Annotated in this window: 20 protein-coding genes; 11 read left to right on the top strand and 9 right to left on the bottom strand. The window is 45.4% G+C overall.

Going from position 1 to position 19,755, the window contains the following annotated elements; all coding sequences use genetic code 11:
- Positions 1 to 8: 8 nt before the first annotated feature.
- Positions 9 to 185, bottom strand: a complete 177-nt coding sequence (locus K9J17_01775) for a hypothetical protein (GenBank protein ID MCF8275436.1) — start codon at positions 183 to 185, stop codon at positions 9 to 11.
- A gap of 60 nt (positions 186 to 245) precedes the next feature.
- Here K9J17_01775 and K9J17_01770 point away from each other — a divergent pair, with 60 nt between their 5' ends.
- Positions 246 to 1,217, top strand: a complete 972-nt coding sequence (locus K9J17_01770) for a hypothetical protein (GenBank protein ID MCF8275435.1) — start codon at positions 246 to 248, stop codon at positions 1,215 to 1,217.
- On the opposite strand, the gene trpS is transcribed toward K9J17_01770, so the two are convergent.
- A complete protein-coding gene (gene trpS, locus K9J17_01765) occupies positions 1,195 to 2,166 on the bottom strand; it encodes a tryptophan--tRNA ligase (protein ID MCF8275434.1) in 972 nt (323 codons plus the stop codon). The genes K9J17_01770 and trpS overlap by 23 nt on opposite strands.
- Positions 2,167 to 2,247: 81 nt before the next feature.
- On the opposite strand from trpS, the gene K9J17_01760 reads away from it, so the two are divergent.
- Positions 2,248 to 2,997, top strand: a complete 750-nt coding sequence (locus K9J17_01760) for a 1-acyl-sn-glycerol-3-phosphate acyltransferase (GenBank protein ID MCF8275433.1) — start codon at positions 2,248 to 2,250, stop codon at positions 2,995 to 2,997.
- Positions 2,981 to 3,283, top strand: a complete 303-nt coding sequence (gene gatC, locus K9J17_01755; GenBank protein MCF8275432.1) for an Asp-tRNA(Asn)/Glu-tRNA(Gln) amidotransferase subunit GatC — start codon at positions 2,981 to 2,983, stop codon at positions 3,281 to 3,283. The genes K9J17_01760 and gatC overlap by 17 nt, the downstream gene beginning before the upstream one ends.
- A gap of 106 nt (positions 3,284 to 3,389) precedes the next feature.
- Here gatC and K9J17_01750 read toward each other — a convergent pair whose 3' ends face one another.
- The gene (locus K9J17_01750; GenBank protein MCF8275431.1) at positions 3,390 to 3,800 is read right to left on the bottom strand and encodes a BrxA/BrxB family bacilliredoxin; all 411 of its coding nucleotides are present in this window, start codon (positions 3,798 to 3,800) and stop codon (positions 3,390 to 3,392) included.
- Positions 3,801 to 3,900: 100 nt separating this feature from the next.
- Between K9J17_01750 and K9J17_01745 the strand changes: the two genes are divergently transcribed.
- Genes K9J17_01745 through K9J17_01725 form a run of 5 tightly spaced genes read left to right on the top strand, consistent with a single transcriptional unit; the run spans position 3,901 to position 8,516 of the window.
- On the top strand, positions 3,901 to 4,488 hold the full coding sequence (locus tag K9J17_01745) for a nitroreductase (GenBank protein ID MCF8275430.1): 588 nt from the start codon (positions 3,901 to 3,903) through the stop codon (positions 4,486 to 4,488).
- 9 nt (positions 4,489 to 4,497) lie between these two features.
- On the top strand, positions 4,498 to 5,571 hold the full coding sequence (locus K9J17_01740) for a methyltransferase domain-containing protein (protein MCF8275429.1): 1,074 nt from the start codon (positions 4,498 to 4,500) through the stop codon (positions 5,569 to 5,571).
- The gene (ytxJ, locus tag K9J17_01735; GenBank protein ID MCF8275428.1) at positions 5,568 to 5,936 is read left to right on the top strand and encodes a bacillithiol system redox-active protein YtxJ; all 369 of its coding nucleotides are present in this window, start codon (positions 5,568 to 5,570) and stop codon (positions 5,934 to 5,936) included. The genes K9J17_01740 and ytxJ overlap by 4 nt, the downstream gene beginning before the upstream one ends.
- 16 nt (positions 5,937 to 5,952) lie before the next feature.
- Complete coding sequence (locus K9J17_01730) at positions 5,953 to 6,972, top strand: proline iminopeptidase-family hydrolase (protein MCF8275427.1); 1,020 nt, start codon at positions 5,953 to 5,955, stop codon at positions 6,970 to 6,972.
- Positions 6,969 to 8,516 carry a T9SS type A sorting domain-containing protein gene (locus K9J17_01725; protein MCF8275426.1) on the top strand — a complete coding sequence of 516 codons (1,548 nt, stop codon included), beginning with the start codon at positions 6,969 to 6,971 and terminating at the stop codon, positions 8,514 to 8,516. The genes K9J17_01730 and K9J17_01725 overlap by 4 nt, the downstream gene beginning before the upstream one ends.
- On the opposite strand, the gene lysS is transcribed toward K9J17_01725, so the two are convergent.
- Complete coding sequence (lysS, locus tag K9J17_01720) at positions 8,513 to 10,222, bottom strand: lysine--tRNA ligase (GenBank protein MCF8275425.1); 1,710 nt, start codon at positions 10,220 to 10,222, stop codon at positions 8,513 to 8,515. The genes K9J17_01725 and lysS overlap by 4 nt on opposite strands.
- A 75-nt stretch (positions 10,223 to 10,297) precedes the next feature.
- On the opposite strand from lysS, the gene K9J17_01715 reads away from it, so the two are divergent.
- The 3 genes from K9J17_01715 to lipB are packed head-to-tail and all read left to right on the top strand — an operon-like array spanning position 10,298 to position 13,988.
- Positions 10,298 to 12,292 carry a CocE/NonD family hydrolase gene (locus K9J17_01715; GenBank protein MCF8275424.1) on the top strand — a complete coding sequence of 665 codons (1,995 nt, stop codon included), beginning with the start codon at positions 10,298 to 10,300 and terminating at the stop codon, positions 12,290 to 12,292.
- Positions 12,293 to 12,297: 5 nt separating this feature from the next.
- On the top strand, positions 12,298 to 13,281 hold the full coding sequence (locus K9J17_01710) for a bifunctional phosphoglucose/phosphomannose isomerase (GenBank protein MCF8275423.1): 984 nt from the start codon (positions 12,298 to 12,300) through the stop codon (positions 13,279 to 13,281).
- A complete protein-coding gene (gene lipB, locus K9J17_01705) occupies positions 13,281 to 13,988 on the top strand; it encodes a lipoyl(octanoyl) transferase LipB (protein ID MCF8275422.1) in 708 nt (235 codons plus the stop codon). Before K9J17_01710 ends, lipB begins: the two co-directional genes overlap by 1 nt.
- Here lipB and K9J17_01700 read toward each other — a convergent pair.
- From K9J17_01700 to mnmH, 5 genes are all read right to left on the bottom strand, one after another.
- Positions 13,973 to 15,049 carry an FAD-binding oxidoreductase gene (locus K9J17_01700; GenBank protein MCF8275421.1) on the bottom strand — a complete coding sequence of 359 codons (1,077 nt, stop codon included), beginning with the start codon at positions 15,047 to 15,049 and terminating at the stop codon, positions 13,973 to 13,975. The two genes, lipB and K9J17_01700, sit on opposite strands and share 16 nt — an antisense overlap.
- Positions 15,050 to 15,057: 8 nt before the next feature.
- Positions 15,058 to 15,450: a hypothetical protein gene (locus tag K9J17_01695; GenBank protein MCF8275420.1), complete on the bottom strand. Its 393-nt coding sequence runs from the start codon at positions 15,448 to 15,450 to the stop codon at positions 15,058 to 15,060.
- A 48-nt stretch (positions 15,451 to 15,498) separates the two neighbouring features.
- A complete protein-coding gene (locus K9J17_01690; protein ID MCF8275419.1) occupies positions 15,499 to 17,103 on the bottom strand; it encodes a S8 family peptidase in 1,605 nt (534 codons plus the stop codon).
- Between the two features lie 117 nt (positions 17,104 to 17,220).
- Positions 17,221 to 18,264: a selenide, water dikinase SelD gene (gene selD, locus K9J17_01685; protein ID MCF8275418.1), complete on the bottom strand. Its 1,044-nt coding sequence runs from the start codon at positions 18,262 to 18,264 to the stop codon at positions 17,221 to 17,223.
- Positions 18,261 to 19,289: a tRNA 2-selenouridine(34) synthase MnmH gene (gene mnmH / locus K9J17_01680; GenBank protein ID MCF8275417.1), complete on the bottom strand. Its 1,029-nt coding sequence runs from the start codon at positions 19,287 to 19,289 to the stop codon at positions 18,261 to 18,263. The genes selD and mnmH overlap by 4 nt, the downstream gene beginning before the upstream one ends.
- Between the last annotated feature and the right edge of the window lie 466 nt (positions 19,290 to 19,755).

Below are 19,755 nucleotides of genomic sequence, written 5' to 3'. Positions count from 1 at the left end.
AAAGAGGATCAACGGTTCAGCATCTCGTCTTTCTGGAATCCCGCAAGTTTCACGGTCCAGTAAACAAGCGCCAAGGCAATGATGATGATCAAAAGGTAATTTACCTTGTTTTCGCCAGCTTCTAAAAGACCAAACGTCCACATGAAAAGGTCTCCGATCGGTGCAAGAATTTCTTGTAAGTTCATTTGTGCTGATTTATGCGGCAAATATATCCAATATTTGAAATCGTTTAGACACATGTCCAAATGGTAACGGCTATTCTTAGATCTAACACGATTTCTGCCTTTGTGCTCAGCTATTTGCTGAGCGCGGCAATGCTGTTTACAGCCGTTTTTATGATGTCGGAAAACAGCCCAAGCAACGATTTCCTTTATGCACATTGGGCTTTTGGGTGGCTTAAAACAAGTTCATGGCTACTGCCATATCTGTGCGTATTGGTCATTTCGATTGCAGCGTTCTTATCTAGATTGAGAACCCGTGATACGAAACAGGTTTTCGGCAATACCAATCTGTTCATGGTCGCATTTGTATCCTTCATCATGGTGCAACCAAAAGCAGCACTTTCAAGATTGGATTTGTCAGTGGCCATGCTCGTTATCCTTGGCGTGTATCTTCTTCTATTCTCAACCTATAAGCGCGATTCAGTCTTATCGCAAACCTTCCATATTGGATTGTTCCTTGGTGTTGCTAGCCTATTTACAGGCCAATCAATCTTTCTGCTGCTTTCGGTTGCCTTTGCGATTTTGATTCTTAGAACGGGAAACTGGAAAGAATGGGCCGTGCTCAGTTTGGGCTTACTGATGACCGCAGTATTTATTATGATGATCGTGATTTGGTATGAATCTCCATTTCTGGCTTTTCAGCGTGTCATTCAATCTGCTTGGTTGGGAAGCGTGAGTTTTGGGAAGCTGAATGCAGGCCAGATGGCTTTAATGCCTGTGGTTTTCGTTTCGCTGTCGGGTTTGTTGGGAAGTCTAACGGCAGGAACCGTAACCGAACGAAACTTGACGTTGTCCAACGTTGGTTGGTTATTGGGGATTGTATTGATGTCGCTGATTCTTGGTCTTGGCTGGCAGAGTGGAATTATCTTGGCATCTTTTCCGCTGAGCATTTTTGCAGTTCGGGCGCTTGAATCAATAAAAAGATGGTGGCTAGCAGATCTGCTACTACTGGCACTTATTGCGGCACCGTTTCTCAGTATCCTATGGCCGCTTTAAAGCGGGCAAGAACCTGATGGGCAACTGGCCGAGCCTTTTCTGCCCCTTCTAACAGCAGCGTTTCAATCTTCTCCGGATTTTGCATGAGTGCGTCAAAACGCACACGTTCATCCTTGAATTCTTCCAGAATGAGTTCAAACAAGGCTTGTTTGGCATGTCCGTATCCGTAATTTCCTCCCAGATAATTCTGACGCATTTCGGCAATCTGAGCATCTGAAGCCAAAAGAGAATACAGCGCAAAAGCATTACACGTGTCTGGATTCTTTGGTTCTTCCATCGGAGTGCTGTCCGTCACAATTCCCATCACCTGCTTGCGCAATTGCTTTTCAGGAAGGAAAACATCGATGACATTGCCGTAAGACTTGCTCATCTTGCGGCCATCCGTTCCGGGAATGATCATCACCCGCTCGCTTATCTGCGCTTCGGGAATCACAAAAAGCTCTTTTTTTAATTGATGATTGACCGAACGGGCCATGTCGCGCGTCATTTCCAAATGTTGTTGCTGGTCTTTTCCAACAGGAACAATATTCGCATCGTACATCAGAATATCGCAGGCCATCAGCACCGGATAAATGAATAATCCCGCATTCACATCTGCCAAATTCTCCGATTTATCTTTGAACGAATGCGCGTTTGCCAACATCGGAAATGGCGTGAAACAACTCAAATACCAGGTCATTTCGGTTACCTGCGGAATATCTGACTGACGGTAAAAAACAACCTTTTCCGTGTCCAATCCGCAGGCCAACCACGCAGCGGCCGTGGACAGAACGTGCTCTTTTCGTGTGGCCGCATCTTTAATGGTGGTAAGTGAATGCATATCGGCAATGAACAGATAAGCCTCATTCTTCGTGTCATTCGAAAGCTCAATGGCAGGCCGAATCGCACCGAGAATGTTTCCTAAATGCTGCCTTCCCGAACTTTGTATGCCTGTAAGTATTCTTGCCATGTTTCGTCTTTATCGGACAGAACACCAAAAGTAGAAATTCTGAATTCGGAGAGGGAAAGAACATCCTGTTAAATTTGTCCCATGTCGAAGCTCCTTTGGCCGTTAAAGATTCTCTGGAGAGGATGGTTTTTTGCAGCGTGTTTCATTACGCTCATGCCGCTTTTCCCATTCTTCTATTATTTCGTGCATCGCGAACAGCACTTCAAAAAAGCCATGTTCCTGAAGCGTATTTGGGCACGTATGATCTGTTTTGTAACAGGTGTTCGAACAACGGTTGAGATTGAAGAACCGCTAACCGATGGTCCGTATATCATCGTTCCAAATCATGTTTCGTTCGTGGATATCGTTCAATCGTACATAGCCTTTCCAATCTATTTCCATTACATGGGAAAAGTGCAATTGGGCAAATGGTGGTTCTTCAATATCTTCTTTCATAAGATGAACATCCTCATCGACCGGACCAGTATTCGAGCATCGTACAACTCGTATCAGCGTGCGGCAGACGACTTGAAAAAAGGAATAACCATTGCGGTTTATCCTGAGGCGATCATTCCTGATAATCCGCCCAAGATGCTTCCGTTCAAGAACTCTCCGTTCAAAATTGCCATTGAGGCACAAGTTCCCGTGGTTCCCGTTACTTTTGTCGAAGGATGGAAGATTCTGCCCGCCAAACCGCATGTTTGGGAAGGCGGACGACCAGGCAAAACGTTCATCAAAATTCACAGGCCAATTCCCTCAAAAGGAATGACCGCAAGTGATGTTGTTGAACTGAGGGATGCTGCGCAGGATGTGATCAGACAAGAATTGAAACGACATGGATATAACGGATAAAACGGTTGATGAATTGGCTCACCTCGCACGGCTTCAGTTTGAAGGCGAGGAAAAAGAACGCATCAAAAAAGACCTGAACAAGATTCTTTCGTTCATGGAAAAGCTGAATGAACTCGACACCGAAGGTGTGGAACCGCTCATTTACATGTCGGAAGAACTGAACGTGATGCGGAACGATGAGAAGAAGAAAACCATCACTCAAAAGCAGGCGCTCAAAAACGCCCCAAAGGCCGATTCAGACTATTTCAAAGTGCCGAAGGTGTTGAAGAATCCCGATGCTGAATAGCTGTTAGCTATTAGGATTTGGCGATTAGCAAAAAAGCCGCTGCGAATTATCGCAGCGGCTTTTTCATTTCCCGATGAGCTAAAAGCTAACGGCTAAATCCTAGTGCTTAGCAAAACTCGTCAAACGCTGCGGTCAAATTATCAGCGATCATCTGTGCAGGGCGACCTTCGATATGATGACGTTCGATAAAATGAACCAGGTTGCCGTCTTTAAAAAGCGCAATGCTTGGGCTGCTTGGCGGGTATGGCGCCATGTGCTTACGTGCTTGAGCAACTGCAGCAACGTCAAATCCGGCAAAAACCGTAGTCACTCTTGTTGGCTGTTTATCGTGTTTTACCGCCATTTTAATGGCTGGGCGAGCATTTCCTGCAGCGCAACCGCAAACCGAATTGATGAAAACCAAGGTGGTTCCGTCAGCCTTAATGGCTGCATCTACATCTTCAGGTGAAAGCAGTTCTTTCACTCCAACAGAAGTGATGTCTTGCTTCATTGGTATTACTATTTCTGGTGGATACATATCGAAAAGTTCAAAGGTTAATGTTCAAAGTATAGGGCAAAGTTATCGTTTATCTAAACTCATTCTAAATAACTTTGTTCAAGATTTAATGGGAGCGTGAATGCGGTACAATTTGAGTGAAATAAAAGCAGTAATTGAGGATCGGAGGACCATCATTCCGGAACATTTCTCTACCCGAAAAGTGCACAAGGAAATTGTAATGGAACTGTTGGATGCAGCCAAGTGGGCTCCAACACATCGGTACACGCAGCCATGGCATTTCAAGGTTTTCATGGGCGATGGACTGAAGAAACTGTCCGAGTTTCAATCGGAGCTTTATAAGCAGGTGAAGGCGGATAGCTTTGAGCAGGAGAAGTTCGAAAAGCTTCGCGATCGTCCGTTGATGACGACTGCGATCATCGGCATTTGCCTGAAGCGCGATGAGGCCGAACGCGACCCGATTGAGGAAGAGATCGCCTCGGTTTCAATGGCGGTTCAGAATATGATGTTGGTGGCCGCAGCGCACGGAATTGGTGCTTTTTGGGCAAGTGGAGGTGTTACCTATTGGCCCGAAGCCAAGGAGTTCATGGAGCTGGGAGAGAAAGACAAATTCCTTGGTTTTCTGTACCTCGGTTACCCGAAAGAAAATTGGCCGCGCAAGACAAGAAGAAAGCCGCAAGAGTATTTTACAGATTGGATTGAAGACTAAAACCAGCATATGTACAAAGAATTTCAAGAAGACAACATTTCGCTGACCGAAGCAAAGGAGGCGGCAGAGCGGCTTTCGTTTTATCCGATGATGTTTCAGGCGGCAGTTGCGCTGAACAGAACGGGTGTTCTGCAAGCATTAGCTAGTGCGGGCAGAAAAGGAGCAACATCAGAAGAACTGAGCAAGGAAACAGGCATTTCGCAGTACGGTGTGGAAACACTTTTGGAAGCTGGATTGAGTTTGGATTTGGTGAAATTGATAGAGCCATACAAATACAAAATCGGCAAAACAGGCTCTTTTTGGTTGATGGATAAGCAGACCATTGCCAACACGGATTTCATTCAAGACATCTGTTATCCAGGCACATTCCGATTAGAAGAAGCGATCAGAGAAGAAAAACCTGCAGGGCTAAAAGAGCTGGGTGATTGGCCGACAATTTACCACGGACTTTCTCAGCTTCCGAAGCGCGAAAAAGACAGTTGGTTCAACTTCGACCATCATTATTCCGATCAGGCTTTTCCGCAAGCACGAGAAGAAGTGTTCAAGTTCAAGCCAAAATCCATGTTGGATATTGGTGGAAACACGGGTAAGTGGTCATTTCTGTGTGTGGAAAAGGACCCAGATGTTCACATGACGATTGTGGACCTTCCAAGTCAAACTGGATTGGCAAATCCGCGGATTAAAGCAGCAGGTTTAGAGAACAGAATTTCTACACACGAACAAAATGTGTTAGATGAAGAATATGAGCTGCCTAAAAACCAAGACGCTGTTTGGATGAGCCAGTTCTTGGATTGCTTTTCTCCAGAGCAGATCAAGCACATTCTCACTCATGCAAAAGATGCACTTTCTGATAATGGCCGCGTATTCATTTTGGAAACATTTTGGGATATGCAGGAAAGCATGACTGCAACCTATTGTCTGCATGGAACATCACTTTATTTCACTTCGATGGCCAATGGCAACAGCAAAATGTACGATAGTAAACGAATGGCTCAGTACGTTGAAGAAGCAGGTTTGGAAGTAGAAAAGATTGTAGAAACGGTTGGGTATTATCACTCACTAATGGTTTGTAAGAAGAAATGAGTTGGAAAGACTTTTTCGGAGGCGGAAGCTCCAATGTTCCTTGGAAAGAAATGACAACGGAAGCGCAGATTTCAGAGATACTTGAACTTTCGCACGAAAAGCCGCAACTCATTTTTAAACACAGCACCAGATGTTCCATTAGTTCTATGGCAAAGTCGCGCTTAGAGCGAGAATGGAATTTGGAAAACGTAGAGCCATGGTATTTGGATCTTATCGCGTATCGAAACATTTCAAATGCAATCGCATCAGAACTAGGTGTTCATCATGAATCGCCTCAGGCGATCTTGTTAAAAGATGGAATTGTGGTGCATGACAGTTCGCATAATTCCATCTCTGTCTCAGAAATTTCGAAGCACGTATCTTAGGGCAAAATTCAACCCTATGCGTTACACCATTCTTATTGCTCTTTTGGCCTTTTTTGGTTGTTCACAACTACAACCTACTCCGGTTTCCGAATCAGCGGCAAGCTGCGAATACAACAATTTCAAAACATCTGGCGCTTACCAAGCGGGCGGTGTTCAGATGATTGACCTGAAAGAAGGCTATAAGGTTTGGACCAAGCGCTTCGGCAACAGCCCGATGAAGGTGCTTATTCTGCACGGTGGACCAGCAGGAACACACGAATATCTGGAGAGTTTCCAAAGCTTTTTTCCGCAGGCGAATATTGAGTTTTATGAGTACGACCAGTTGGGTTCTTATTACTCCGATCAACCTACGGATATGAGCCTTTACACCATCGAACGGTTTGTGGAAGAAGTGGAACAGGTTCGCATTGCACTTGGTCTCGATAGCACCAACTTCGTGCTGCTCGGTCAGAGTTGGGGTGGCATTCTGGCAATGGAATACGCGCTCAAGTATCAGCAGAATTTGAAGGCAATGGTTGTTTGCAATATGACTGCCGATTTCCACAAATACGCAGCTCACAACAACAAACTTCGTGAGGAATTGCGGCCAAGTTTGGTGGATACTTTCAAGATGTTTGAAGACAAGGGAGATTACGGAAATCCGCTTTATCTGGAATTGGTGGAAAAGGAATTCTACGCCAAGCACATCTGCCGCATTTATCCGTTCCCTGAACCAGTTGCCAGAAGTTTCGGCCATTTCAACGGTGAGGTTTACAGCTACATGCAAGGTCCGAGCGAGTTCGTTCCTGGAGGCATCTTAAAAGATTGGAGCGTGTGGGACAGATTACACGAGATCAAGACCCCAACGCTAATGGTCGGAGCTAAGTACGACAGCATGAACCCCGAGGAAATGAAGGAAATGTCAACCCTCGTGCAGAATGGAGAATATCTCTATTGTCCGAACGGAAGCCACTTGGCGCTTTGGGATGATCAGGAGGTTTTTATGGATGGAGTGATTAACTTTATTCACGGCTTATTCTCAACAAAACCGAGATGAAAGGACTCTTTACCGCTGGAGCGCTGCTCCTATTCTGTTTTTCTGCATTTGCCCAGTTCGGCAATCTCGACAACACCTTTGATGGCGATGGTCAGTTCCTCTTGAGTCAGTCTGGAACGTTTACTTCCATAGCTGTGCAACCGGACAACAAGATCGTTGCGGTTGGCAATATTTCGAACCTCAATACCGATATTACAGTCGTTCGCCTCAATCCGGATGGATCGCTCGACCCGAATTTTGGAGGAATTGGCGGAGAGAATTTCGATTTTGGAAATCAAGACCTTGCCATAAGGGTGCTGCTGCAACCGGACGGGAAGATCCTGATCGGTGGATATTCCAACAGCCCTACAAGCGGTGGCAATTACCAGATGTTCGTGATGAGGCTGTACCCAGACGCGTCAGAAGACCTCAGTTTTGGGACCAATGGCCGCGTGGATGTCGGATTTGGAATTACCGACCCGAACGGGGTTCTCTACGACATGGAATTGTTACCCAATGGAAAGATTCTTATTGCAGGAACGACCAACTCTGCATCTGAAACCGACATCGCCATTGCCCGATTTAATGCTGACGGAACGCTCGATACAGATTTTTCTTTCGATGGACTTCTTACCTACGACATACAGGACCAAGACAGGGCCTATGCTATGCACGTTCAAGCCAATGGAAGAATTACATTGGCGGGTTCGACCACTGTTGGTGGAGGAGGCCAGCCCCGCGGACTTTTGGTGCAACTCCATGAAGATGGTTCTTTCGTCAACACCTTCGGGTCTGTTGGTGTATCACTCATAGATCTACCAAACCCGAACGAACAATTCAACGACATACAGATGGATGGCGCAGGTCGGTTCTACTTGGCTGGACAGTATCAGGCAGGCGGTGGCGATACGGACGGGGTGATAGCCAGAACGACCAGCAACGGAATTCTCGATCCGAGTTTCTCATTTGATGGCTTGGTTTATATAGATCATTTAGGGCAGGATGATTATGCCGAACGACTGCTGATACAGCCTGATGGCCGTGTCCTCGTTGCTGTTAGGGCGGCTAACCTTGTCGCTGTTGTAGGCGTGCTTTATCGGCTCCATGAAGATGGAATTTACGACAACACCTTCGGAGCAAACGGTAAGGTGGTTCTGGATGACGCGCCTGGGACTTTCTTTTATTCCTTGGCCCTGCAACCGGATCTGAAGATCTTGGCCGGAGGACGAGCGGGGCCAACGCAAATGCTCATAGCGCGCTACACTTCTGGAATGAACGTGGGCATTGGCGAAGTGGACGCCTACATCGGTTCAACCCTCATTTATCCGAATCCGATTTCTAACAATCAGGTTACGATTGAGTACGAATTGAAGTCGGATGAACGGGTTTCGATTGAGCTGTTTGATGTTTCGGGGAAGATGATTTCTGAACTTCTGCCAACCATACAGCAGGCAGCAGGTTCATATCAGAAAATCCTTGCGATTCCTATGCTTGCGAAAGGGAATTACCTGATGAAACTGAACAGGGAAAAAGGTTCAGTTTCGGTGAAACTGTGGGTAAATTAAACCGCCTCCACCGTCAGCCCAGCCTCCGTTTTTGTCACTTTCGTCAAACCAGCAGACGCAAGACCTTTGATGCCCTTATCCCATTGCTTGCCGCTGAGGCCGCTTTGGGTTTTCAGGTCATTCAGATTCATTGGCGAATTCTTGGAAAGAATGCCGAAAATGAGCTTCTCGGTTTCGTTCAACTCAACTTTTTTCTCGGCTTTTTTCTCTGGGCGCATTTGCGGGAAGAAGAGAATATCCTGAATCGAATGCTGATTGGTGAGCATCATGGCCAAACGGTCCATTCCAATTCCCATTCCTGATGTTGGCGGCATACCATATTCCAATGCTCGAAGGAAATCCTGATCGATCATCATGGCCTCATCGTCACCTTTATCAGCCAAGCGCATTTGCTCTTCAAAACGCTCGCGTTGCTCAATGGGGTCGTTTAGCTCCGAGTAGGCATTGGCAATCTCTTTTCCACAGATCATCAGTTCAAATCGCTCCACCAGACCTTCCTTACTTCGGTGCTTTTTGGTCAATGGAGACATCTCCACAGGATAATCCGTGATGAAGGTCGGTTGGATGTAATTGCCCTCGCATTTCTCACCGAACAATTCATCAATCAGCTTGCCTTTACCCATGCTGTCTTCCACAGGAACGCCAAGGTCGGTGCACACCTTGCGCAATTCTTCCTCGCTCATTCCTGTAATGTCCACGCCTGTATGCTCCTTGATGGCATCCAACATCGGAACGCGTGGGAATGGCGCTTTGAAACTCACTTTGTGCGGCCCGTATTCAATCTCGGTAGTGCCATTCAGCGCGATGCAGGCCTTCTCCAAGAGTTTCTCGGTAAAGTTCATCATCCAATTGTAATCCTTGTAGGCCACATAGATCTCCATCACCGTGAATTCAGGATTGTGCGTGCGGTCCATGCCTTCATTTCTGAAGTCCTTGGCGAATTCATACACGCCATCGAAGCCACCAACAATCAATCTTTTCAGATACAATTCGTTCGCAATCCGCATGTAAAGCGGCATGTCTAGCGCATTATGATGTGTGATGAACGGCCGAGCGGCAGCTCCACCAGGAATAGCTTGTAGAATGGGCGTTTCCACCTCAAGGATATCGTGTTCGTTGAAGTAATCGCGGAACACGCTATAAAGCTTGGTTCGCTTCTTGAAAACCTCCTTGGTTCCAGGATTCACAACCAGATCAACGTAGCGCTGGCGATAACGGAACTCCGCATCATGCACCGCATCATGAACCACACCTTCCGCATCGGTCTTAACTACAGGAAGCGGCTTAACAGACTTAGCAAGTAGGGTCAATTCCTGAACATGAACAGACGTTTCGCCTACCTGCGTTTTGAAAACGTAGCCTTTCACTCCGATGAAATCGCCTCGGTCCAACAGCTTCTTGAAAACCTCGTTGTATAGGGTCTTATCCTCACCAGGGCAGATTTCATCTCGTGCGATGTAGATCTGAATACGACCAGAAGCATCCTGCAACTCTGCAAATGATGCTTTTCCCATCACTCGCGAACTCATCATTCTACCGGCCAGCACCACCTCTTTCAACTCTTCGCCTGCGGCAAACTTTTCCTTCACCTCTTTGGCGAGAATATTCACGGGGAATTCTGCCGCTGGGTATGGGTCAATACCTAGGTCGATGAGTTTTTGAAGCGCCTCTCTTCTGACGATTTCCTGTTCGCTGAGCTCTTGCATGCGTAAAATTTTGCGCAAAGATAACAGGCCGCGCTAAGGCGGCCTCGCACAGAAACGCAGTATATTCGCGTTCCCATGAAAAAAAGCAGCCCCTTTGCCTTCGGCATCTCCCCAAAGGAGAGAGAAATCATCACGTTTAATGGAGATTTTTTCTTCGCTCGTAACTCAGTTCGTTTTTTCTATTTTCTATTTTTCTTTTCTCTGATTACTTCCGCGCAAGCGGGTGGCGGCAAGGAAGGCACCAAAACACTTGGTGAAAGCCATTACAGCCCCGAACCACAGTACAAAGCGGCTTTCGATTATCGGTCGCAATATGTACCGATGACCGATGGTGTAAAGTTGGCCGTTGATATTTTTCTCCCAAAGGACCTGGAAGAAGGAACCAAGGTTCCGACTGTGGTTTATTTCGTTCGTTACGTTCGAACGTTTCAGTTGAAAGCATTTTGGAGAGGCATCAAAGACCCAGCGTTTGGAAGCGTGGCCGAGGACGAAGTGAAGTTTTTCAATTCGCACGGTTATGCCGTAGCGATAGTCGATCTGCGTGGAACGGGCGCTTCGTATGGTCATCGCGACATGGAGTTCTCGCCACAGGAAGTGACAGACATGGGCGTAATGCTGGATTGGATCGTGGCCGAACCATGGTCTGATGGAAAAACGGCTACCACCGGAATTTCATACACTGGAACCACGGCCGAATTGGCATTGATCACCAAGCATCCATCGCTAAAAGCATGTGTTCCGCGAAGCGATATTTGGGATCTCTATACAGATATTGTTTATCCTGGCGGAATCCGCCAAACACCTTTTGTTAAGGAATGGCGGTTGACCACAAATGCGCTTGATCAAAACACGCTTGCGCCATTAGGCAAGAAGGTGAAAACCTTTGTGAAATGGCCTAGTCCGGTTGATGGCGATAAAAAGGGAATTCTGCTTCAAGAAGCGATGGCACAGCATAAAGACAACTACGATATTTTCGAAGGGCTGTATCGCGTTCGCGCAAGAGACGAACCAGACCGTGGCCATGGCGCAGAATTAACGGCTGACGACTGTAGTATTCATGCTCGTGTAAAAGACGTGGAGGCAAGTGGCGTGCCTATATTCAGGATTTCAGGCTGGTTTGATGGTGCACTTTCCAATTCGGTGTTCAAAGGATTCTGGAACACATCGAACACGAAACGCGTAATGGTTGGACCTTGGGATCACGGTCCAGGCCAATATTTCAGTAATGCCACAGGAACTAAGACCAAGGAGCTGAATATTCAAATGGAGGTGCTCCGTTTCTTTGATCAATATGTGAAAGGAATTGACACGGGACTGGAAAATGAGCCACCAGTTAACTATTTCACAATGGGTGAGCAGGCATGGAAGGCATCAACCACTTGGCCGCCAAAAGAGGTCCAATCAGCAGACATGTTCTTATCAAAAGAAATGCTGACCACCACCAAAATTCCGACCGAATCCAGCATTGAGCATTTCTGCGATTATGCTACCACCACCGGTTATGGCGAAAAAGGCGGAGGCACGAGATGGAACTCCCTCACTGTGCTTTACAAATACGAAGACACATTCTACGGCCCGCGAAATGCGCAGGACAATCTGATGGAAGTGTTTGACGGGCCTGTTTTGGCAGAGGACGTGGAAATCACCGGGCATCCAGAAGTTCATTTGAACGTGAGTACTAGCACTGGAAAAGGACACATTTTCGTGTATCTGGAGGAAGTTTTGCCAGATGGAACAAGCCGCTACATCACGGAAGGAATGCTTGATCTGGACTTTGCCGCTTTGACCGAAAACCCAGATTACAAGACCTGTTTTCCGCAGCATTCGTACAAGGAAAAGTCGATGATTGAGCTGAAACCGAACGAATTCACTCAGACCGTTATCGACCTCATTCCAACCAGTTACACGATCAAAGCCGGAAATCGTATCCGCTTGGCGGTAGGTGTTGCAGATAAAGACCATTTCGATATTCCTGCAGAAGCAATCCGGCCGGAAAAAATCAATATCATTTCAGGAGGCGAAAACGGTAGTTTTGTCCGCTTACCAATTGTGAGTAAAAACACGAATTGAACACCATGAAAGAACTCATAAAAGACTTCACAAATCAGATTGCTCACGCGATTGTTATTGGCAATGCCTATTCTCCAACGGAGAAAAGACGAAAGCTGTCTAACGTGCTTATTTCGGGCCTTGGTGGCTCTGGAATTGGAGGAACGATTGCTGCGGAAGTAGTGGCTTCGGAAGCGGGAATTCCGATAACGACCAATAATGGTTATTTCGTTCCGGGTTTTGTGGATGACGAAACACTTTTTATTGCGTGTTCCTATTCAGGAAATACCGAAGAGACGTTAAGCGCCACAGAATTGGCGCACGAAAAAGGCGCGAAGATCGTTGTCATTTCCAGTGGTGGAAAGCTGAAGGAGATGGCCGATAAACATCACTGGGATTTCATTGAAATTCCAGGTGGTCAGCCGCCACGCGCAAGTTTTGGACTTTCCTTCCCCGAAGTACTTTACGCGCTTCATGCACACGGCATCATTTCGAAGAAATTCGAGAAAGAACTGGAAGCCGGAATGAAGCTTTTGGACGACAACGAATCGGCTATCCAAAAAGAGGCATTGGAAGTAACTGAAAAACTGTTTGGGAAGATTCCGGTGATCTATGCTGCTGATGGTTTTGGTGGTGTTGCTACTCGATTTCGCCAGCAGATAAACGAGAACAGTAAAATGCTTTGCTGGCATCATGTAGTTCCAGAAATGAACCATAATGAGCTGGTTGGTTGGAGAACCAAGAATGATGATTTGGCGGTTGTGTTATTCAGAAATGAATCTGATTTCAAGCGAATTCAGGCACGAATGGACATCAACAAAGGAACTTTTGCAGAGTATACAAATACAACTGTTGAGATTTGGTCGAAAGGAGAAAGCGACCTTCAACGATCACTCTATCTGATTCATATTGGTGACTGGATTACGTATTTCTTGGCCGAGAAAAAAGGCATTGACGAGACAGAAGTGAAGGTGATAGATCACCTAAAAGGAGAACTCGCAAAACTCTGATGACTCATAAGGTCTTTTTCGAAGACAAAGGCCTCGTTCCTTACAAGGAATGTTGGGATTATCAGCTTGGTCAGTTTCACGAAATGACCGATAGAAAGAAGTGGAACAAGCTCAATCCCCAACTCGAAAACCCCACTGAAAGTCGGCTTATCTTCTGTTCTCACCCGAATGTGTACACATTGGGTAAGAGCGGAAACGAAGAAAACTTACTTCTGAACCAAAGTGAGCTGAAGCTTCATGGCGCGGAATTTTACCACATCAATCGCGGAGGTGATATTACTTATCACGGTCCTGGTCAGATAGTTGGCTACCCGATTTTTGACCTTGATTTTTTCTTCCACGACATCCATAAATTCATTGATAAACTGGAAGATGCCATCATCGCTACGTTAGCTGAGTATGGAATTGAAGCAGGTCGAGGGCCCAAAGGTTTTACGGGCGTTTGGATCGATTGGGAACATGCTGAAAAGGCACGCAAAATCTGTGCCTTCGGGATGCACACCAGCCGCTGGGTGACGATGCATGGCTTTGCGCTGAATGTGAATACAGATTTAGAGTATTACAAGCACATTATTCCGTGCGGAATTGACGATAAGGCTGTTACTTCTATGCAGCAGGAATTAAGAATGGTTGTGAACGAAGAAGAAGTGAAATTGAAGTTGAAATCAGCAATTCAGAAAGAACTCGGAATTCACTCTTTCTTATAGTGCCTGCGAAGAAATCGGTTCAAGCTAACTTCCGAGTCAAGTTCCTGATGAGTGTAGATGAAATCGACCAATTGCTTTGCGAAATAGGGCGCAATCATCACCCCTTTCGTTCCCATTCCGTTAAATAGGAAGATGTTTTTGTATTCGGGATGAGCGCCAAGTACTGGCCGTCTATCCACAACCGTTGGGCGAATGGCGGCCTTTTCTTCGAGCACCTCGACTTTTACGTTCAGAACCTTTTCTGCTTTGGAAAGCAACTCGTCCGTTGATGCGTTGGTTGGAATTTCATCCAATCTGTCCCATTCGTACGTAGCGCCAAGTTTGAACACGTCTTTCTGTTCAGTTGGGAACAAAAGAAACTGATGATTGTAGATTCTATCCGCAGTTAGTGAGCCATCGGTTTTAACAGTGAGAATCTGACCTTTTGTAGGCTTGAATGGCACCCAGCTGAAATAGGGATTTTCGGAGATAAAACGACCTTCAGAGAATATAATCCGATTAGCAAGTATGTCTTTGTATTCAACCCTAGAAGCATTGACGTGAAGATCGGAATAATCAAAGGCGTCTTGAATCAACAATCCCTTCTTTTTCAAGTAATCGCGATAGGCCAAAAGTGTCTTTCCAATTCTTAGAAATCCACCATTCTGAATGGTTGTATTTGCAATAATTCCTTCTTTAAAAGGTCCTTCCGGAGAACCCATTTCGATTGATTCGACATATGGAATGAGCCGTTCTTCCTGAATTACCCGTTGCCATTGTCCAAGGTCATCAATAGATGTTATTGGCTTGAGGATAGGGAATTGATGGTGTAGTGATGTAATATTCAATCGAGCGTCTATCTCATCATACGCCTCAACTAAGGTCGGAATGAGAACATCAGCTTTCCAACTTTTAAGCTTGCGCTTGAAGACCACAGGATTGTAAATACCGCCAGCAATCAGCGAAGCAGAATTAGTTGGGCAATTATCGATGACGATGAACGACTTTCCCGCCTTTTCGAGTTGATGACAGAGATTCAGGCCAGCGATTCCGAGGCCAACAATCAAATTCTCTGTCTGCATGAATCAGTCTAAAGTTTGGAGGTGTAATTGGCTCCAAACATAGACAAGGGAATGAACACGATGAAATCTAAATAGAACCATTCTGGATACGTAGGAATCAGCGTCATATTAACGAAGCCGAGAATGGTCATGATTGCTCCAAGAGTAAGTCCGACATTCATTGTATCATCCTTCAAAATCCAACCGACCATAACGCCACCAGCAAGAGATCCGATGGCATGCGATACGATGACAAGGATGAGTCCAATATCAGAAAGACTTCTAACCAACTCTTTCGCTCCATCGAGTGAAGGACTGAAGACCTCAAGGCTTCCAAAAAACTTGGCAGACGCAAAAGTCCCTGCTGTAATAAGCACAAAAGCAACAGCAAGACCAGCAATAACAGCGAGTAACTTTTTCATGGATTACGATTAAGGTTATCCTAAGGTAACGAAAAAGAAACCGATATCTTATTTTGCGTAAAGTGTTAAAGCCAACTTTGCTGCATTGTAAGCATTAACTACGCCTCCGTTGCTTGACAATTTCTTGAATTTAGTGGATTTGTTTTGCTGGTATTCTGGGTCTGGAAGAAGCACCGAAAGCTTCGGGTATTTGTTGCTTGATTCGAGCAAAAGCTCTTTTAATTGAACGGCCGTAATTTCTGGGAAATACGATTTGATCAATGCAGCAACGCCACTTACGACTGGTGCGGCCATACTTGTTCCGTCCTCAAACTCGTAAGTGTTATTCGGTTTGGTGGAATAAATGCTAACGCCTGGCGAGAATAGATCGACCGTTTTCTTCCCGTAATTTGAGAAAACGCCAACGAGATGTTCATCACCCGTTGATGCTGATGCGCCAATGGTCAACCATGTGGAGCACGGTTCTTTTTGAAACGTGTAATCAGGATCGGGGAAATTGGCCGCTTTATCGAGGTTCTCAGCATCATTACCCGCAGCGTGAATCATCAACACGCCTTTACCTTCTGCATATTTAATTGCCTGCTGAACAGCTTCGAAATCTGGAGAATAGGCTTTACCAAAACTCATGTTGATGATGTGAGCTCCATTGTCAGCGGCATATCGAATGGCGTTTGCCACATCCTTGTCAAACTCATCACCATTAGGCACGGTCCGCACAATCATCAGTTCCACGTTCTTGCAGATGCCGTCCATTCCAATTCCGTTTCCGTTGATGGCACCAACAATTCCTGCAACGTGTGTTCCGTGATCGTCATGTGGTGCAGAAACATCATTATTTCCGTAAAAACGCTCTTCCATGTTATAGGGATCATCACCGATGAGTGAACGATCTACGAACTGTGGATTGTAGTGATATTCTAATTTGTCCTTCAGGTAATCGTGGTATTTCTCCAATGCCTCTTTTGAGAAGTTAGGGTCTTGAGAAAGACCAGCCAGAATACTTTGATACAGTTTATTGCCATCAGATTCCGGTTGCCACGATTGGATGTTTTCCGCTGAATATTCATCGCCAAACTGTGCTTTGGCGGCACTGTCTGCTGCCATGTAAACGGTCAAAAAACCATCGATCTGTCCAAATTCAGCAGCCGCATCATTCAATTCCTTCAGGATTTCTGTTTCGGCCTTTTTGAAAAGACTGTAATCAGAACGGTCAGTTTTAGCAACAGATTTTTCTGATTCAACGCTCTGAAACTTAGGTGCCAGTTTTCTGTAGATGCGCGTTATTTCCAAGTTAGCCTCATCCAAATTCTTTCCGTCTTCATTTCCTAGAAAATTCCAACCATTGATGTCGTCTACGTAGCCGTTTTTGTCATCGTCAATGCCGTTGCCAGCAATCTCGTCTTCGTTCACCCAGATGTTGGCTTTCAGATCTTCATGATCCGTGTCTACACCAGAATCCAAAATGGCCACAACCACACGCGTTGGTTTGCGATCCTTAAGCAAGTCGTATGCTTTTTCTGCCCCCACACCATATGTTCCTTCGGAAGGATCTTTCATTTGCCATCCTTTAAGAGATGCGTCTTGAGAGAAGGCTGTATTAAAACCGAGCGCTCCGCAGAGAATAACAGGCAGAATTCGATTGAATTGATTCATGTGTTTAGGAGATTGAAATTATTTTGGGCGGTAATGATACCGATGTTTTGCAAATGCTAACGTAAAAATCAGGTCTGTGTTTATGGATAAGAATCGATCTAACATTCTTTATGGAATTCAACCGTTCAGCACAGAAACGATTTTTTCCTTCAAGTCAGTTATCAATCCAATTCTCCAAACGGGCTGATTTTCTTCTTTGGCCAAGGCGAGAAACTCTATTTCAGCTTCAGGGTTAACACATATCAGCAAGCCGCCACTTGTTTGTGGATCGCAAAGAGTGAAAAGCTGTTCTCCGCCCAAAGTGGAAGTCTTAGATGAATAGCTGCTAAAGTTCTTCATGGTCATATCTGGATAAATGAATTGATCCAGGTACGTTTTCAGGTTTTCTAAAAGCGGCACTTTAGAATAATTAATCTCTGCAGAAACACTACTTCCTTCGCACACTTCAATCAAATGTCCCATCAAACCAAAACCAGTCACATCAGTCATGGCAGAAACGCCATTCAGTACCGAAGCGACAGCTCCAAAAGTGTTTAGTTTCAGCATTTGCTTAACGGCCATTTCATGGTCTTTCGCAACTGCCTTTCCGCGCTTTTGTGCTGCACTCAAAATGCCAACACCTAGCGGCTTGGTTATATATATGGAATCGCCAACCTGAGCATTGTCGTTTCTTTTCAGATTTGAGATGTTGACTGAACCAGTTACCGAAAGACCAAATATTGGTTCGGGCGAATCGATGCTGTGACCACCGGCCAATGGTATGTTTGCCTTGGCGCAAATAGACCTAGCGCCCTCCATGACCTGTTGTGCAACATCCGTGGGAATCCTATCCAACGGCCAACCCAAGATAGCGATTGCCATCAACGGTTTTCCGCCCATAGCATAAACGTCTGAAAGCGCATTGGCCGAAGCAATTCCTCCAAATTGGAATGCGTCATCTACAATTGGCATAAAGAAGTCCGTGGTACTGATGATGGCTTGATCATCGCTTATGCGGTAAACAGCGGCATCGTCTTTCGTTGCATTTCCTACCAATAGATCAGGAAATTCCGCAGCCTTCTCTGAACTGGAAAGAATTTGTGCTAAAACCTGTGGTGATATTTTGCATCCACATCCGGAACCATGGGAAAATTGGGTGAGTTTTATGGCTTCTGTACTCATAGTTTGAGTTTGTTTGCTAAGTCAATCATTAGTTGTGCGTTGATGGCGCTATTGGCTTCGTTCAGTTTCAGAACAGTTGGTGGACGAGCCACGTATTTGTCTTTACTGAATGAGTATCGTTTATCGTAATAGGATAGAAGTAGCTCAGCAACCTCGTCCAATTTTCCGGCTGCAAGGAGTTCCAAGGCGAGTTTCATATTCTGCCCGCCAAGGTTTTGCTGAAGTTTTTTAATTCCGGTTTCTAGTGAGGAGAATGAGGACGAACCATAGTCAGCCACTAGACGTTGGACCCTTATTTCCAAAGGAACCTCTATGGCAATTGCGGCAGAACTTCGTAATGTCAGCCACAGCGGCTGTGGCAGATAAACACGACCGATTGTCATCCCTTCCCGTTCTATCCAAATACGTTTTTCCAAGCTAAGACTCCTTAATTCATGATAGAGATCATTCTGGAATTGCTGCGATGTCGGCTGCGGATTCATCCCGATGTTTCCGAACGCAGAGCCTTTGTGGCTTGCTAATCCTTCCAAGTCCAAGATCTGCTCTCCAGAGTCTTTTAGCGCATGTAAAATATTGGTTTTCCCACTTCCTGTTGGACCGTCAATTACGATGAAGTTTTTTAGTTCAGAATAACCACCAAGCGCAGCATTTCTGTAGGCTTTGTACCCGCCCTCAAGGACGGTGCAATTGAGTCCAACCTGCTCAAAAAGCCACGCCATTCTGTTGCTTCGCATGCCTCCGCGCCAACAGTAAACGCCTAAATTTCCGTTCACGGCAACTTGTGCAGCCCGTTTAGCCAATTCAGCCATTTTAGGACCGACAATCTCTAAGCCTTTTTCAATCGCATCTTTTTTACCCTGTTGTTTGTAAATCGTTCCCACAATGGCCCGTTCGTCATCAGCAAACAAGGGAATACTGGTGGCGCCAGGAAGGTGTCCAGACTCAAATTCTTGTGGCGAACGAACATCTACAACGGCCATCGTTTCCGTGGCAAGCAAAAAATTGTTCGGATTTAAGTACTCCATGGTAATGCGAAGCTATGTGTTCCGTGCTAATTAGGCTGCATTTTGCGATTTCTAGTCTGGGGACATAACTATTAGCATCTGACTTGAGTTCCTAAGTATTCTACAGATTTTCTTGGAAGCAAAGTTGGAACTGACATTTAAGGAAGATGAGAATTGTCGATTTCATCTTTTCAGTGAGATGATCAAAGTGAAAACCACACCTTCACATATGTTTCATTTTTTTGCATAAAAATTAATCAAACAACTCGCGAGCAGGTCCAAGTATAGGACGGGGCATGTTGATAACGTGTTTGTAAAACTCAGTCAATAAATATTGGAATGATTCATAAGTGTAAGTCTAAAACTTAATAATCATTGGAATATTTATGAAAATAGGTTTGACATTTGTGAAGAAGCAAAAAGATTTTGTAAGTTTGATTCCTGTTCTAATTCGTTAAGGCAGTTGCATTGAAGCAAGAGTTAGAAT

The organism is Flavobacteriales bacterium, from assembly GCA_021739695.1.
GTDB lineage: Bacteria > Bacteroidota > Bacteroidia > UBA10329 > UBA10329 > UBA10329.
This window is presented reverse-complemented; position numbering and strand designations above follow the sequence as displayed.

Bases quoted from the DNA above. Each gene is read 5' to 3' on its own strand.
- trpS (MCF8275434.1), bottom strand. From the start codon at position 2,166: ATGGCAAGAATACTTACAGGCATACAAAGTTCGGGAAGGCAGCATTTA.
- gatC (MCF8275432.1), top strand. From the start codon at position 2,981: ATGGATATAACGGATAAAACGGTTGATGAATTGGCTCACCTCGCACGG.
- ytxJ (MCF8275428.1), top strand. From the start codon at position 5,568: ATGAGTTGGAAAGACTTTTTCGGAGGCGGAAGCTCCAATGTTCCTTGG.
- K9J17_01750 (MCF8275431.1), bottom strand. From the start codon at position 3,800: ATGTATCCACCAGAAATAGTAATACCAATGAAGCAAGACATCACTTCT.
- K9J17_01760 (MCF8275433.1), top strand. From the start codon at position 2,248: ATGTCGAAGCTCCTTTGGCCGTTAAAGATTCTCTGGAGAGGATGGTTT.
- K9J17_01740 (MCF8275429.1), top strand. From the start codon at position 4,498: ATGTACAAAGAATTTCAAGAAGACAACATTTCGCTGACCGAAGCAAAG.
- K9J17_01725 (MCF8275426.1), top strand. From the start codon at position 6,969: ATGAAAGGACTCTTTACCGCTGGAGCGCTGCTCCTATTCTGTTTTTCT.
- lipB (MCF8275422.1), top strand. From the start codon at position 13,281: ATGACTCATAAGGTCTTTTTCGAAGACAAAGGCCTCGTTCCTTACAAG.
- K9J17_01770 (MCF8275435.1), top strand. From the start codon at position 246: ATGGTAACGGCTATTCTTAGATCTAACACGATTTCTGCCTTTGTGCTC.
- lysS (MCF8275425.1), bottom strand. From the start codon at position 10,222: ATGCAAGAGCTCAGCGAACAGGAAATCGTCAGAAGAGAGGCGCTTCAA.
- K9J17_01775 (MCF8275436.1), bottom strand. From the start codon at position 185: ATGAACTTACAAGAAATTCTTGCACCGATCGGAGACCTTTTCATGTGG.
- selD (MCF8275418.1), bottom strand. From the start codon at position 18,264: ATGAGTACAGAAGCCATAAAACTCACCCAATTTTCCCATGGTTCCGGA.
- K9J17_01745 (MCF8275430.1), top strand. From the start codon at position 3,901: ATGCGGTACAATTTGAGTGAAATAAAAGCAGTAATTGAGGATCGGAGG.
- K9J17_01690 (MCF8275419.1), bottom strand. From the start codon at position 17,103: ATGAATCAATTCAATCGAATTCTGCCTGTTATTCTCTGCGGAGCGCTC.
- K9J17_01695 (MCF8275420.1), bottom strand. From the start codon at position 15,450: ATGAAAAAGTTACTCGCTGTTATTGCTGGTCTTGCTGTTGCTTTTGTG.
- K9J17_01730 (MCF8275427.1), top strand. From the start codon at position 5,953: ATGCGTTACACCATTCTTATTGCTCTTTTGGCCTTTTTTGGTTGTTCA.
- K9J17_01700 (MCF8275421.1), bottom strand. From the start codon at position 15,049: ATGCAGACAGAGAATTTGATTGTTGGCCTCGGAATCGCTGGCCTGAAT.
- mnmH (MCF8275417.1), bottom strand. From the start codon at position 19,289: ATGGAGTACTTAAATCCGAACAATTTTTTGCTTGCCACGGAAACGATG.
- K9J17_01715 (MCF8275424.1), top strand. From the start codon at position 10,298: ATGAAAAAAAGCAGCCCCTTTGCCTTCGGCATCTCCCCAAAGGAGAGA.
- K9J17_01710 (MCF8275423.1), top strand. From the start codon at position 12,298: ATGAAAGAACTCATAAAAGACTTCACAAATCAGATTGCTCACGCGATT.